The sequence below is a fragment of the Acidiferrobacter sp. SPIII_3 genome (genome assembly GCF_003184265.1).
Lineage (GTDB): Bacteria > Pseudomonadota > Gammaproteobacteria > Acidiferrobacterales > Acidiferrobacteraceae > Acidiferrobacter.
Genome location: NZ_CP027663.1, coordinates 479,164 through 492,669 on the forward strand (window position 1 = coordinate 479,164; position 13,506 = coordinate 492,669).

The 13,506-nt window shown below is 61.2% G+C and carries 9 protein-coding genes; 5 read left to right on the plus strand and 4 right to left on the minus strand.

The genetic code is table 11. The features are described 5' to 3' along the window. Window positions 1-17: 17 nt before the first annotated feature. Both C4901_RS02515 and C4901_RS02520 read left to right on the plus strand, forming a co-directional pair. Window positions 18-2,657: a DEAD/DEAH box helicase gene (locus C4901_RS02515; protein ID WP_110135993.1), complete on the plus strand. Its 2,640-nt coding sequence runs from the start codon at window positions 18-20 to the stop codon at window positions 2,655-2,657. 4 nt (window positions 2,658-2,661) lie between these two features. Further along, window positions 2,662-3,654 (plus strand): hypothetical protein, encoded by a 993-nt coding sequence (locus C4901_RS02520; protein ID WP_205736142.1) that lies wholly within the window; start codon window positions 2,662-2,664, stop codon window positions 3,652-3,654. Between the two features lie 570 nt (window positions 3,655-4,224). Here the strand turns inward: C4901_RS02520 and C4901_RS02525 are convergent. Then, complete coding sequence (locus C4901_RS02525; RefSeq protein WP_110135994.1) at window positions 4,225-5,625, minus strand: RNA-guided endonuclease TnpB family protein; 1,401 nt, start codon at window positions 5,623-5,625, stop codon at window positions 4,225-4,227. A gap of 184 nt (window positions 5,626-5,809) precedes the next feature. Between C4901_RS02525 and C4901_RS02535 the strand changes: the two genes are divergently transcribed. Further along, complete coding sequence (locus C4901_RS02535) at window positions 5,810-6,379, plus strand: transposase (protein WP_110135996.1); 570 nt, start codon at window positions 5,810-5,812, stop codon at window positions 6,377-6,379. 780 nt (window positions 6,380-7,159) lie between these two features. On the opposite strand, the gene tnpA is transcribed toward C4901_RS02535, so the two are convergent. From tnpA to C4901_RS02550, 3 genes are all read right to left on the minus strand, one after another. Then, window positions 7,160-7,573: an IS200/IS605 family transposase gene (gene tnpA, locus C4901_RS02540; protein WP_110135997.1), complete on the minus strand. Its 414-nt coding sequence runs from the start codon at window positions 7,571-7,573 to the stop codon at window positions 7,160-7,162. Between the two features lie 608 nt (window positions 7,574-8,181). Beyond that, on the minus strand, window positions 8,182-9,180 hold the full coding sequence (locus C4901_RS02545; protein ID WP_205736143.1) for an alpha-E domain-containing protein: 999 nt from the start codon (window positions 9,178-9,180) through the stop codon (window positions 8,182-8,184). Between the two features lie 177 nt (window positions 9,181-9,357). After that, on the minus strand, window positions 9,358-10,791 hold the full coding sequence (locus tag C4901_RS02550) for a circularly permuted type 2 ATP-grasp protein (protein ID WP_110135998.1): 1,434 nt from the start codon (window positions 10,789-10,791) through the stop codon (window positions 9,358-9,360). Between the two features lie 446 nt (window positions 10,792-11,237). Here C4901_RS02550 and C4901_RS02555 point away from each other — a divergent pair, with 446 nt between their 5' ends. After that, window positions 11,238-12,014, plus strand: coding sequence for a peptidase (locus C4901_RS02555; protein ID WP_110135999.1), 777 nt, complete (start codon window positions 11,238-11,240; stop codon window positions 12,012-12,014). A 7-nt stretch (window positions 12,015-12,021) separates the two neighbouring features. Beyond that, window positions 12,022-12,894 carry a transglutaminase family protein gene (locus tag C4901_RS02560; RefSeq protein ID WP_168185504.1) on the plus strand — a complete coding sequence of 291 codons (873 nt, stop codon included), beginning with the start codon at window positions 12,022-12,024 and terminating at the stop codon, window positions 12,892-12,894. Window positions 12,895-13,506 lie beyond the last annotated feature (612 nt).

A 13,506-nucleotide genomic window follows, 5' to 3' on the forward strand; every position in this document is an offset into this window, starting at 1 on the left:
GCGGAAAGTCGCGCGGTATGAACGTCGCCGTGCAATTGACGCCCAGGGGGCATCTCCAGTTCGGGATGGAACCGGATGCGCCGAATGTGTCCGATGCGCTGGCCGATCGGTTGGCTGGCGCCTTTTCACGAGGCACGGGACACGGCCTGCTCCATCTGGGTGCTGCAGAAGTCGCCACTGCACTGCCTCCCCTGTGGGCCTTCTGGCGGGATTTCGCGACTCGTTTTGTGACGGCTCTAACCGCTACGCCCGAAGACGGCGAGATTGCCGTCGCGGCCCCCGATGCACTGGCTCTCGAGACCTTGTGCCTGGATGTGCCGCCGATGACGGGTGCGGAGTATCTGGCGCCGGAAACCTTTCTTGCGCTGTGGGCGGACATCGAGGCCGCCGTGAAGACCGAACGGGCCGCCTGCGGCGGGTCGCTGCAAGATTTTCTCAAAGCGAAACATCGGGCCTGGAATCTTGTCGGGCGCGTACATTTCAACCTTGCCGAAAACCGCAAGGATGCAGAATACCCCTTCGCTTTCCTCGCCACCTACACATCACGCTTGTCGGCCACGGGCACAGCGCAACACATGCCGCTTTCGCAGGCGATGAGGGAGTTCTCTGGTGGCAGAAAGAAGGCTCAGCTTCTGTCTCTGCTCCAGCCGGTGCAAAAGGCGGCAGAAAACTGCGCCTGGCTTACCGACTTGGTGAATGAAGGCGAAATCTATCACCCCTTGCGCTGGGACGTTGATGAGGCGGTGCGCTTCCTCAAGGATGTGCCGCATCTGCAAGCGGCCGGTATCGTCGTGCGCATGCCTAAGACGTGGGCGGCTGATCGGCCCGCCCGGCCCAAGGTCTCCGCAACCGTGGGCAACAAGAATCCCTCGCTACTTGGGATGGATGCCCTGCTCGACTTTCAAGTGGAAGTCACGCTTGACGGTCAATCGCTGACCCCCGCCGAAATTCAGCAACTGCTGGCGGCGAGCGCCGGGCTGCAATGGATACGCGGCCAGTGGGTCGAGGTAGACAGAGATCGGCTCTCGGAACTCATCGCGCGTTTTCACAGTATCGGCGATGCGGCGGCGGGAGGGTTGCCCTTCGGGCGGGCCATGCGCCTATTGGCAGGCGCGGTGCTTGACGAGGCCATACCCACCGATCCGGACTGGTCGGAAATCGTCGCCGGCGATTGGTTGGCTGACATGCTCCAGGGCCTGCGTTCGCCGGAAGGGTTGGCCGCGGTCACTCCCGGCCTGCCGCTGAAAGCGAACCTGCGTCCCTACCAGCAGGCGGGGGTGCGCTGGTTGCACTTGCTGACCCGGATGGGCTTGGGCGCATGTCTCGCCGATGACATGGGGCTGGGCAAGACGATTCAAGTGTTGACGCTGCTGCTGACTCTGGAGCGAACGCGCCCCAGCCTGTTGGTGGCCCCGGCGTCGCTGCTCGCCAACTGGCAACAGGAAGCCGAACGCTTCACTCCCAGCTTGCGCTGTCTTATCGCACACCCGTCGGCGATGACGCAGGAGGAACTGCGCGCGTTGGACGTGGATCGATTGGCGGGCATAGATCTGGTCATTACGAGCTACGGTACACTGATGCGCCTGCCCAACCTGCTCAAAATACCCTGGCACTTGGCGGTGGCCGACGAGGCGCAGGCGCTCAAGAATCCATCAGCCAAGCAGACGAAGGCGGTCAAGACGCTCAAGGCCAGCACGCGTATTGCGCTGACCGGCACACCGGTGGAAAATCGCCTTTCCGACCTGTGGTCCATTTTTGATTTCACTCATCCTGGCCTGTTGGGTTCACAGAAGGCCTTCGCCGGATTGACGAAAAACACCGCGCATTTCGCCCCACTGCGCACACTAGTCAAACCCTATATCTTGCGGCGCTTGAAGAGCGACAAGCGGATCATCGACGACCTGCCGGACAAGACGGAAATGACCGCTTGGGTAGCGCTGAGCCCCATCCAGACCGCCCTGTACCAGCGCGCAGTCAAGGAATTGGCCGCCAAACTGGAAGCCACAGAGGGCATCGAGCGCAAAGGGTTGGTGCTGGCCTCCCTGATGCGCTTCAAGCAGATATGCAATCATCCATCTCAGTGGCTCGGTGATGGCGCCTGGAAGCCTGAAGAAAGCGGAAAGTTCACGCGTTTGGCGGAAATCGCGGAAGTCATCGCCCTCAAGCAGGAAAAGGTGCTGGTCTTTACCCAGTTCCGGGAGATGACAGCGCCGCTGGCGGCCTTCCTAGGCCATATCTTTGGGCGCGCAGGTCTCGTGTTGCATGGCGGCACGCCGGTCGCCAAGCGTCGCCAACTCGTCAATCGCTTCCAGGAAGATGAACAATGTCCATTTTTCGTCCTGTCGCTCAAGGCGGGCGGAACCGGGCTGAATCTGACCGCAGCCTCCCATGTGATTCACTTTGATCGCTGGTGGAATCCTGCCGTGGAAAACCAGGCCACCGACCGCGCGTGGCGTATCGGCCAGCATCGTAATGTGCTGGCACACAAGTTCGTCTGCCGGGGCACAATCGAAGAACGTATCGACGATCTGATAAGATCCAAGCAACAACTGGCGACGGATATGCTCGAAGGCGGTGCCGAAATCAACCTGACAGAAATGAGCGATGCGGAGTTGCTCGATCTGGTTAGACTCGATATCCACTCCATCGGAGAATGAAGGCATGAGCTATGGTTACTGGAAGCCTTATGTGCCGGTCGCCAAGCGGCGGGCGCAGGCGGAGAAGGCGGTCACGAAGGCAAAGAAAGCCGGGAAGGACCTACATCCGGTCTGCATCGAGGGCCGAGCCATCGCCAAAACCTTCTGGGGCAGGGCCTGGTGTGACAACCTGGAAGCCTATAGTGATTTCGAGAACCGCCTGCCGCGCGGGCGCACTTATGTCCGCAACGGCTCGGTCATTGATCTGAAGATCGAGCCGGGCAAGGTACGGGCGCTGGTGGTCGGGTCCAGCCTGTACCAAATCGAAATCGGTATCGCCGCCGTGTCGAGCACCCGGTGGAAGTTGTTGGCGAGGGAATGCGCCGACGCCATCGCCTCGCTGGTCGAACTGTTGCAGGGCAAGCTCTCGAAAGCGGTGATGGAGCGCATTTGTCAGCCGAAGACCGGGCTTTTCCCCACGCCTAAGGATATCCAGCTTGGCTGCTCCTGTCCGGACTGGGCAACGATGTGCAAGCATGTCGCCGCCGTACTCTACGGCGTCGGCGCGCGTCTGGATGCGCAGCCAGAACTTCTTTTCATGCTGCGTCAGGTGGACCCCAACGACCTGGTGACTCAGGCCGCGGAAGCCTCCGTCCAAACCAGGAAGACACCGGCCAGGGGCCAGGCGCTCGACGACTCTCAACTCTCCGATGTGTTCGGCATCGAGATGGACATTTCCGCGGACTTGCCCGAGACGAAGAAGAAGGCGGGAACCGCCAAGTCGAAGGCGGCGCAACCGTCTGCCGCCGCGTCCAAAACGCCGGCCAAGAAGAAGACAAAGACGACAACCCTGAAGAAGTCAAGGTCGGCGACAGATTCACGGGTCCGGAAAGCGCGCGTGCCGTCCATAGAAAAGCCTGCCGCAGTCGGCAAATCAACCAACTCGGCCCCCGGAAAGTCCGTATTGCGGAAGCTCGCCGCCAACATGCCGGCTCACTCGAAAAGGAAAAAGTCTTAGCTGAGTATGGGTTTGATGTGAACCCAATGACGGATAACGGGGTCACGTCACACCGCGTCCGGCAGATTCTGAGGGATCAGGAGGTCATCCTGGGATCCGTCGAGCGGGCGAGCGCCGAGGGCGCCCACCTATTTGAGGGGTGGGTTTTCGCTAATCGAGGCGCACTTCCTGTTTCGCTTCCCGCGCGCGGTAGGGGGTGGGAAGTGGAGCGGGATCCTCGGAGGCTGACGGTCGGGGCGCCGACACCGGCGCGATCAGGCGCGGGTGGCGAGCCTGTAGCCCTCCGGGCTGCACACGACCTGACCCGTGTCGGCCAATGCCGTCACATACCGGATGATGATGCAGATCAGATTGGCGATGAACTGCTCCCGCCAAGCCTAGACAGCTATGGCGTGAGTTTCGTGCTCATTGCCGGCCGAATGGCCGGTCGTCGCGGTGAAACCTCCACCGCTCCACACCTCGGACGGTTCCCGTGAGTTTCGTGCTCATTGCCGGCCGAATGGCCGGTCGTCGCGGTGAAACCTCCACCGCTCCACACCTCGGACGGTTCCCGCCCGGACAACCTCGCATCTAGCCAACGCAACAACACCAGAGCCGCGTTTTCATCTCGGCCACAGGTGGCACCGCAGTGCGGACACTGGTGCTGCCGGTCCGAGAGCGTTTTCTTCTCGTTCGGCAGCTGCCCGCATCCACATTGTGGGCCGCATGGCCCACATTGTGGGCCGCATGGCCCATGACAGCGTTGCGTGGGTTTGATCTCCCGCGTCGGCGCCTCCTCAGCTGCCCGCATCCACATTGTGGGCCGCATGGCCCACATTGTGGGCCGCATGGCCCATGACAGCGTTGCGTGGGTTTGATCTCCCGCGTCGGCGCCTCCTCATACCAGGACCCAGCCTCTTCCGCTTTGGTCCTGGTCATATTGAGAAATGCCGCCGGGGAGGCTGCGTAAATCTCGCGGTTCAAGCCCTTTTTCCGGACCCCACCGCTCCGTACCATATTCTGGACCGTCAAGGACTCGGTACCGATGGCACCGAAGCGTTTCACCAGTCCTGCACTGGTCTGATGCAGAAAGTCCTGGCGCTGCCGCGCCACCTTGGCGTGCAGCCGGGCCAAGTGCGAGATGGCATGGCGCAGGCTGACCGATACCGGAAAACCCTTTTTCCGGCCAGTCCTTTCCTGCGCCATGCGAATTTTCCGCGACACCTCTTGCCCGAGACGCTTCAATTCCGCTAACTGGTTCTTGAGGCGTCTGGGATTGGCAACCGTTTCGATCCCCATCGGGGTGGCGAGGGTCAAGAAGTCCGTCAGGCCCCAGTCAAAGGCGCCGATGGCGGTGCCGCGCTCTCGCTGTATGGTCTCGATCTCCAGGGTCACGGAGGCGTACCACTTGCCGGCCTTGTGCAAGATCTCACAGGTCACAGGCGTGCCGGTCGTGCGGGCCCGGCCGCGCATCGGAATGTGTCCGACGCCTTGGAGATACAGCTTGCCGTGGACGCTGTTCTCGCCGGCGTGCAGTCTCCAGCCGTCGCCGTGGGTCTTGTAGCCCCAGCCGGGATAGCGACGGAGAGACTTGAAGCGCGGGAAACCCGGCGTGTCGCCATTCTTCACCCGCCGGAAGAAGGCCTGAAAGGCCAGGTGCAGGCGCTTGAGCGTGACTTGCTCGGATTGGGCGTTCAAAGAGGCAAGACCGGCGCTGATGCGGCGCCATTGGGTCAGCACTTTACACTGGTCGGCAAACGATAATCCCTTGCGGGCGTTCAAAGAGGCAAGACCGGCGCTGATGCGGCGCCATTGGGTCAGCACTTTACACTGGTCGGCAAACGATAATCCCTTGCCGGTTTCCTGGTACACGCGGATGCGTTCTTCCAGAGCCGTGTTATACAACCGCTGATGCAAGCCCCGCATCGTCTCCAGCCGCTCCGTTTGGGTGGCGTTGGGATAGAGGCGATACATGACTTTGCGATAGGGCATGACGTCATTCTATTCGGCCACCATGACCCCGCAAACCCTCGGAAACACCGGGCATCAGAGTATTGATAATCGGAACTATCATTTGGTTCTGGTCACGAAATATCGCCGCAAGTGCATGACCGGCCCCATGCGGGACCGGCGGGAGACCCTTGGCCGCAACGCAGTGGCACAATAGGAGCGCGAGGTGCGGGCATTCCACGGTGACACGGATCCTGGGCATCGGCTTCGGGCCCTGACACCCAAGGTATTGCCATCGGCCTTCGTGAATAACCGCAAAACGGTCACCAGCCGCTTGCTGGGCAAGGAATTTGCCGACCATCTGAAGCGGTATTACTGGAGCAAGCCCGTATTCTGGAGTCGCAGTTATTGCATCCTCACCGAAACGGTCACCAGCCGCTTGCTGGGCAAGGAATTTGCCGACCATCTGAAGCGGTATTACTGGAGCAAGCCCGTATTCTGGAGTCGCAGTTATTGCATCCTCACCGTGGGTGGTGCGCCCCTGTCCGTGCTCAAACAATACATGGGCCATGCGGCCCACAATGTCGAACAGCAGGAAAGACCGGAATGTCGCCCAATGGGCGAGTGTGCCACCCATTGCCGGCCGAATGGCCGGCATTGCCGGCCGAATGGCCGGCCTTGCCGGCCGAATGGCCGGTCACCACCCCCTGAACCGCCGCGCGGTTACAGGCGGAGCACTGCGGCGCTTTCTGGTAGCTTGGGCGGTCTTTCGGGGCCTTGCACGATCCGGGCGTAGCCGATTGCGCCTGCGATAAATACCACGGACAAAAACACCGCCGACAACCAGAAAACGGGGCGCGGACCGAGATGTACCGCGAGAGCGCCGAATACGCCCATGCTGAGGGCGCTTGTCCCGAACAGTAGAGAAGCCGAAACACTAAAACCCACGCCAACAAGGGCCGCGGGGGGCCGGCCATCAAGAAATAGGCGCGCACTTGATTCAGGATCGAGAACCCGACGCTGATCAAGGCCACGGCGATCACGGTCACAAGCCGGTCCTGGAAAAACGCGAGCACGATGACGCCGGAAGTCAAGCTTGCGACGCCGGTCACAGCAATTCTCAATGTGGCGCTGACCATGGGCACCGAGTGGCGTCCCGCATGACGAGAAGGCGCCCAACATCCGGCACAGGCGCGTCAGACAGACGCATTCTTGCATCGTCACCGGGTGATCCAGGCGCTGTCGCTTCACATTGAGAATTGCTGCACCGGTCAGATCCCATCTGATCTCAGGTGCGCGGGCGAGGCACGGTATCACCAGATCCGACAAGAGCATCACGGCCGCGGATTCCTCCAAAAGCCATGCATAGAATGCCTTTTCGTGGGCATTCTCCAGACCCACATAAAATGGCAGGCCGACATGCCAATCTCCCATGACACCGAGAAACGCGGCCATCGGCACCGCAATGACCCGGTGCGCGACAAGCCCCGCCGGCCGCATGGCCCATCAGGGCGGGGAAGGGTCCCACAGGGACTTCCTTCGGTCGTAGCGCGGACGGCGTAGCCGTCCCTGGTTTTCAGTGCGGCGTCTGTTGCTGCTCGATGTACTGGCGCACGATGGAGAGGGGCGCACCGCCGCAGGAGCATGCGCAGTACGACGGCGACCACAGCACGCCTTTCCAGTAGCGTTTCTCGATGTCCGGCCGTTCCTTGCGCAACAGGCGGCTGGACACGCCCTTGAGACTGTTCACAAGGTTCGAGACGGCGACCTTGGGCGGGTACTCGACAAGCAGGTGCACATGATCGTCCTCACCGTCCATCTCGATCAGTTGCGCGCCGAAGTCGGCGCAGACCGTGGCAAAGATCATTCGCAGCCGGTTGATGGCATCGTCATCAAACACCTTGCGGCGATATTTCGCCACAAAGACCAAGTGGATGTGCATCTTGAAAACACAATGCCGACCATGCCGAATATCGTTGTCATCGCTCATAGGCCAAGAGTATAATGCACGGCATGCAACGACTCCAATAGAGCGGGAAGCCCTGTTTGTGCCATAGGTCTCCGTATAGCGCGGCGAGCGCCCCGAGATATCGGAGTCGCCCCTGATTCGTCCGACCTTTATGTCCCTTCGACATACCGTAGCGCCCGGCTCATCACGGCAGTCGGCTCAGCCCCGGCGGGACGATCCCGATATTTCGCGTATCACCCACGTTCGTTGCGGGGACGCGCGCATACCCATCCGCGCATAATGACGAGCGCCACGAAGTCCTGGCATCCGTGGAGCGATGGTGCCGTGGACGCACGCTCCGATGCCAAGCTGTACACCCGTGCCCGAAATGATCCGCGCAAGTCTTGCGGGGCGCCCGCGCTTGCGCGCCATTTCACCATATCCCGGGCAAAGCCGATCGACGATGGGGACGCCCAATGGCGGGCCGGGCTGGTGTTATTCTGCCGTGCATCCGGGGACTTGGCAGAGCCTGCGGCTCATTTCCCGAATAGCGGTAGCTCTCGCATGTCCTTGCCTCCATGTTCCTTGGACCCTGATCGCGGCCTGAAGGGCGGCGCCCAGCCTCGGGCCGTGCGTCCGCGGCACGTCCTCTATTGTGTGTGCTCGGGATCCACCACATGCCCCGTGCCGCATTGTGGAAAAAACATGGCGGTCACCGCCGCATGAAAGCCATCGAGCTTTTGTTGAAGGCGGTCCAGGAACTCATGGAGCCCCTGCTCAATGATATGTCCAATACGTAGCGACGAAAGCTCATCCGTCAAGGCTCCGAGCCGGTTTTCCGGTTCGCTAGGCGATGACCCTGGGCCGGACTCGCAGAGCTGCCTCAAAACCATCGTCGCCCGCCCCAAACAAAAGTGCACCGCGCGAGGAAACTCCGTGTCCAGTAGCAGGAAATCGGCAACCTTTGCCGGCGTAATGCTCTTATATCGCTTCCGATACATCTCCATGGCGCTTGCCGATTTCAGAAGGGCCGCCCACTGAATGGTGTCGACCGTGCTACCCACCCCCAGCCATGCGGGCAACAAGATGAAATACTTGACGTCAAGAATGCGCGATGTCGTATCGGCGCGCTCTATCATCGTCCCGAGACGCAAAAAGCACCAGGCATCTCCATGGGACATCGTGCCGTCCGCCAGACCATAAAAAAGCCGCACCCGCATCTTCACTTCCGTATAAAACTCGAAGGAGTTGAGAAGTGCATAATCCGAGCCCACGGAATCGCATAAAAATGCGTAGAACCGGTTGGCCTGCTCCCACATTTCCGACGAAATCGTATCTCGTACCGACCTGGCATTCTCCCTCGCGCGCTGGATGCAGGCGATGATCGAGTTGGGATTTTCCGCATCGAATGTCAGGAACCACATGACGGAATCGCGGGTGGGCGCACTATGGCGGGCCGCGAACAGTTCCCGGCCGCCTACGGTGTCAATCAGGGGCTCCCACTGGTCGCCGATATCCATGGCTGAATCCAGTGTCAGGTGCAGATTGACGTCAACCAGGCGCGCGATGCTCTCCGCGCGTTCCAGGTACCGACCGATCCAATATAGTGACTCCGCGACTCGACTGAGCATGTCGGCCTCCTTTTTCATGGTATGCCTAGTCGACCCATGACCGCATGATACGCGCGCACCCTTGCCGAAAAACGACAGCGCCCATCCCGACACCCGCCATCCGTATCCCTTATACCACGGCACGGGCTCGGCACGGGGAGGGCTGGGCAGGCCTGTGCGGGCGGCAACAGGGTTTTCCGCGCAAACCGCCCCCCTCTAGCCTTGCAGGACCCAGGTATCCTTGCTCCCCCCGCCTTGCGATGAATTCACCACCAGGGAGCCCTTTTTTAAGGCGACCCTGGTCAGGCCGCCGGGAAGAACGTAGATGTCGCGTCCATACAAGATGTAGGGGCGCAGATCGACATGGCGGCCCTCGAAGTGGTCGCCCGCCAAGACCGGCGCCCGAGAAAGGGCGATGGTCGGTTGCGCCACATACCGGCGAGGATTCGCCACGATCCGTTCCCGGAACAGCGCCAACTCCGATGCGCTGGCGGTCGGACCCACAAGCATGCCATATCCCCCCGACCCGTCCGTGGCCTTGACCACCATCTCGCTCATATGCGCCAGGACGTAGTCACATTCCTTTGGGTCATGGCAGAGATAGGTAGGGACGTTGGGTATAAGTGCGTCTTCGCCCAAATAATACTTGATGATGCGCGGTATATAGGCGTACAAGGCCTTGTCATCGGCCACGCCGGTGCCGGGCGCGTTGGCGAGCGCCACATGGCCCGCCCGATAACATTCCATGAGCCCGGGCACGCCCAGGCAAGAATCCGACCGGAATACCAAGGGATCCAGAAAATCATCGTCGATGCGGCGATAGATCACGTCGACCTTCCTGAGACCCCTCGTCGTTTTCATGTAGACCACTTTTTTGCGGACCACGAGGTCGCGCCCCTCGACAAGCTCGACACCCATCTGCTGAGCCAGAAACGCATGCTCGAAATAGGCGGAATTATGCATGCCGGGTGTCAATACCACCGTGACCGGGTCGTCTTGCCGGGCAATAGCGAGATACTCGAGCACATCCAGGAGGCGGCTTGGGTAGTCATCGACGGCCCGGACCCTTGAGACATCAAATACGCGAGGGAGGATTCTCTTCAGGACGCGACGGTTTTGGAGCACATAGGACACGCCGGATGGGCATCTCAGATTATCTTCCAGGACGTAAAACTGGCCGGATCGGTCGCGAATGAGATCGATGCCCGAGATATGATTCCAGATACCGTGGGGGACACTCAGATCCTGGCATTCTTTCCGGTAAGCCGGCGCCGACAAAACGAGATCCCGAGGGACCACGCCGTCGCGCAATATCTTGCTTGCGCCGTAAATGTCCGCGATAAACAAATTCAGGGCATGTGCCCGCTGCTTAAGGCCCCGCTCCAGCGTCGCCCATTCCGTTGACTCGATGATGCGCGGAATAATGTCAAAGGGAAGGATCTTTTCGGCCCCTTCGTTGCCGCCGTAGATGGCGAAGGTGATGCCCATACGATAAAGCGCGGCCTCCGCCAAGGCCTGATAGCGACCCAATTCGCCTGCGGATAGGCCACACAAGCACTGAAATAAAAGCTTGGATCCAGGGCGCAGGTGGCCCTCTAAGGCAAAGGCCTCGTCGTAAAAGTTTTCAACCTGGTAGTCCATCCATGCCATGTTGGCACCCGTCGTGACTCCCGAGACCCCAAAAAGGCGCTCCGCCTTAGACCCGTCGGCGCCAAGCGCAAGGCAAGGCCTAGCAATATGCGTGCCGGACGGTAAATGGTGCGAGCCGGATCGGCTCCATGAGAACTCATCGCCTGATCGGCCGGGAGGTGGGCAGGTCCCGGCGAGCGGTCTGCCCCACCATGAGGCGCGTGCCCGGAATCGGGCAGAGGTGGCCGGCGTTTGACCGGGCGCGGCGCGTGTCGGCCCCTTTACAGAGGACGACTTTCCGTGTTCCATTTGCAATGGGCCCCGCATCCGGGCGCGGTGCGCTACAAGAAGTTCCATGAGACGCGGTCTGAGGCATGACGCTTGCATCGACCACGGTTGTGTCTTGTGTTCCGGGTCTTGGATGACGCAGGACCGAGATAGGCGCCATAAGGAGGCTTGCGGTATCCATGACGTATTGTTTGGCTATGCGTCTAGAGGAAGGGCTCGTCTTTTGTTCCGACTCCCGGACCAACGCCGGAATCGATAATGTGAGCGCCTACTCCAAAATGCACCGATTTCCCGTGGAGGGGTCGCGGCACTTCACGCTGCTCTCGGCTGGCAACCTAGCCACCACGCAGGCGGTGGTTAAGAAACTGCGGACCGACATGACGCAAGGGGGGCCCAGTCTGCGCACCGCATCAACCATGCAAGAGGCCGTGGACTATGTCGGCGTGGTCAATGCCTTGGTTCAGCGCCAGCAGACCGAGCGCGACGCCGCGCACACGAGCTTCGAGGCCACCTTCATCTTCGGGGGGCAGATCGCCGGACAAAAACCCGAGATCTTCATGGTGTACCCGCAGGGTAATTACATTCATGAGTCCCGGGAGCATCCCTTTTTGCAGATCGGTGAGATCAAGTACGGCAAGCCCATCCTCGATCGTGTCGTAAGCCCCGACCTGGATCTCGAGCGGGCGGCGCGCTGCGCCCTTGTCTCCATGAACTCGACCATGCGTAGCAACGTCACGGTGGGGCCGCCCATCGACCTGCTGATCTACCGGCGAAACATCTTCGATGAGGGCCGCTTTTTGCACTTAGGGGAGGATGACACCTTCTTGCAGGCGATCGGGCAACGTTGGAGCGAGGGCCTCATTCAGGCCCTTGAAACCCTCCCCAAATTTTCCTGGGAAACCGGCGACGATGGTGAGACCACAGGCCACGTCTATCCGTTTCCCCCCAGCCCCTGACATCACGATGGAGCGCCTCACCCTTAGCCATCACATCCACTATGACTACCCAAGCCCTGTTTTTCTGGGCCCTCACATCTTGCGGCTAAGCCCGGTGCTGCCGGCCGGCCTTCAGGATTATTCGCTTCAGCTCACGCCCCGACCCCAGACATTGCACTGGCAGTTCGATCTCTTCGGTAACCGGATCGCGCGCGCCGTCTTTGCGGAGCGCGCGGAGGCCCTCGATGTCGTGATGATGGCGACATTCTGTTGGCATGAGACCAATCCGCTGGATTTTTTGCTAGAAGAGACAGCGGTCCACTGGCCGCCGCACTACGACCCCGACCTCGCCGCGTGCCTTGCGCCCTACCTATGGGTATCGGAACGGGGCGCGCTCTTTCAGGCGTTCGTGGAGCAGTTGCGCAACGGTCCCGCGTCGACGGTGCCATTCTTGGCCTATGCGGCGCAGCAGATTGCCGCCACGGTTCGCTACACCTGTCGCCTCGACCCCGGCATCCAAGACGTTGAGACCACGCTTCATGAAAGGACCGGATCGTGTCGCGACAATGCCTGGCTGCTCGTGCAAACGGCGCGGCGACTGGGCTTTGCGACCCGCTTCGTCTCCGGGTACCTCATGGACCTCGCCGTCAAAACGGGCGATGAGGACCCTGGCGTCGATACCGCAGCCCTTCATGCGTGGGTCGATGTCTTCTTGCCGGGCGCCGGGTGGGTGGCCGTGGACCCGACCTCGGGACTCTTTGCGGGGGCGGACCATATAGCGCTTGCGGCGGCGCCGGACCCGGCCTTGGCCGCGCCTCTCCTGGGTAGCTGCGAACGACAGGCCGTGTGCTGGCACTATTCTCACAGCCTACGAAGGCTCGACCGTGGCACCGGTCATTGAGCCGGGCGTGCGCCTACGTCGGGAGGGCCGGCCGCCAGGTGTCGTTTGCGCCCCGTCTTGTGATAAATGGTTTCTTGTCGGCGGCATCGCCCCGCGGGCCCGGCGGCACGGCCTTGTGCGCGAATGGCGCGGATGCCGGGAGATCTGGCCGACGGCCACGACGCGATTCCTGCGCCCGGCCTCTGCAGAGATCGCCTATGGATGCCGACCGCTCGTGATCATCCGGTCCTATCGATCGGTATGGGCTTGAGGCCGGCGCGGTTGCAACCTCATCGGCGCGAGGCCGCGCAGTGTCGTCGCGGGCCCCAGCCCCGGCCTCGGGCCGGTTCACCGGAAAGACGGCGTAAGGACCCGCGCTTCAGCCGGTCTTGGCGCCTCGGGTGGCGATGTGCCGGCAGTCACACGGGCCATGGTCCTGTTCGCCGTGTCATTCCATTCGCCTCCGATCGCCAGGGGGGGTCACAGAGACGGCATATTTACGATCGGTTTCTGAACCTAAACGGTCGTTGACCGCCCCGTCCCCTCTATCCGGGTGCCAGTAAGGTCGCCGCATAGGCTTGTCCTTGGGGAGTTTTGCAAACGTGCGTCGCAGGATGGGCGCGAGGCGCCCGG